The following is a 1,578-nucleotide window of genomic DNA, read 5'->3' on the forward strand; positions in this document are numbered from 1 at the left end:
CCCCTCACATGAGGGCCATGGGGTCAAGAGGTTGATGCGGCTAGCTGTTGGTTTGATCGTGGGCACCTGTTCGTCCCGACCATAGCGCGCTCGAAAGCGTCGCGCGCAGATCGCGCAAGGCCGGCTGTCCAGCCGCCGCGGCAGCGGCTTGGCCTTGCGTTGATCGAGCACGGCGCCACACTGGATGCGGCGGGATGCAACTTTGCGTCTCCTGGACCCGGACCACCTGCCTTGGCGGGGCTGACGGCGCGCTCTAGAGCGCCCTCAGAACCTCACATACGGTCGCCGCGCATGGCGTAGCTGCAGCCGCGCGGCGGGACCACAATCCTTCATGCGCAAGGCACGGGCTGGGTGCGGGAGGCTCCCATCTTGTGAGCGGCGTGTTTCAGCCAAGGGGGGAAGCGGGCCTCCTGCGCCAGGATCGACGCGGCTGATCAGGTCACGTCGATGTTGCTCATGATCATGGCTCCAAGGTCTTCAGATCCGCTTCAGGGCGGCGCCCTCGGGAATCTCGCCGACGGTGACGAAGCGCCACAGCGCAACGACAAGCTTGCGCGCCAGCGCGACGATGAAGATGCGCCGGTTTGGCTTGCGGCCATTGTCTGGGCGGCCCTTGCCTGGGGCGAGCCGTTTGAAGAACCATTGGCTCAGGGCGGATTGGCGTTGATGTCTCAGCCATAGCCAGGCCAGTTCGATCATGGTCTTGCGCAGGCGTCGGTTGCCGGCCTTCGAGATGCCCTGCTCCCGATCGATCTTGCCGCTGCGCCACGGCGTGCCGGCAAGGCCGGCAAAGGCGGCGAGTTGGCGCCGATTGTCGAAGCGGCGGAAGAACGCCTCAAGCGCCAGCGTGGCGGCGAAGTCGGGGCCGATGCTCTTGAGCTCGAGCAGCCGGATTGCAATCGCATTGGCCTCGTCGCCTTTGAGCAGTTCGCGCCGTTCGGCCTCGACCTGGGCGATTTGCGCCATGATCAGCTCAAGGCGATCGAGCGCGCGCATGAGCTCTTTCTTGAGCTGCGATCCCAGCGGGCGGCCATCGCCGGTCGTCAGCCCGGCGAGCGCGGCGCGGCGGTTGCGATGCAGCGGGTCGTAGCCGCCGATGCCTTGCGCCGCCAAAAGGCCGCGAATGCGATTGCTCTCGCGGATGCGCTCGCGCATCAGGCTGTCACGCTCGCGCACCAGGCGCCGGCTGTCCTCCTGCTCGGGGCTCGGCGCCCGCACCATCGAGCACACGCGCGGCTCGCCGCGCAGCCACGCCGACAGCGTGCGCCACAGCGCCTCGCCGTCGATCCGGTCGCTCTTGGCCCGCCGGCTGCGGCGCGCCACCGGGATCGAAGCGGCATCGACGACATGGCTCCTGATCCCTTCGCTCTCCAGCAGGCGATGCAGCCAGAACCCGTCAAGGCCGGCTTCCTGAATGGTAATGATCTCGACCGTGCCGCCCAGACGCTGCTCGGCACGCGCCCGCAGCCGCGCAAAAAGCGCCAGAAGTCCCGCCGCATCGCCAGCGCCAAGCACATGCCGCGACAGCCGCTCGCTGCCCGGCGCATGCACCGTCACCAGCCACTTCGTTGTGCTCAG

General features: G+C 67.7%; 1 protein-coding gene. It reads right to left on the reverse strand.

The genetic code is table 11. The features are described 5' to 3' along the window. Positions 1–477: 477 nt before the first annotated feature. A partial coding sequence (locus EH240_RS36915; protein ID WP_425374876.1) for an IS110 family RNA-guided transposase occupies positions 478–1,578 on the reverse strand: 1,101 nt, incomplete at its 5' end.

The sequence above is a fragment of the Mesorhizobium tamadayense genome (assembly GCF_003863365.1).
In the GTDB taxonomy this organism is placed as follows: domain Bacteria; phylum Pseudomonadota; class Alphaproteobacteria; order Rhizobiales; family Rhizobiaceae; genus Mesorhizobium; species Mesorhizobium tamadayense.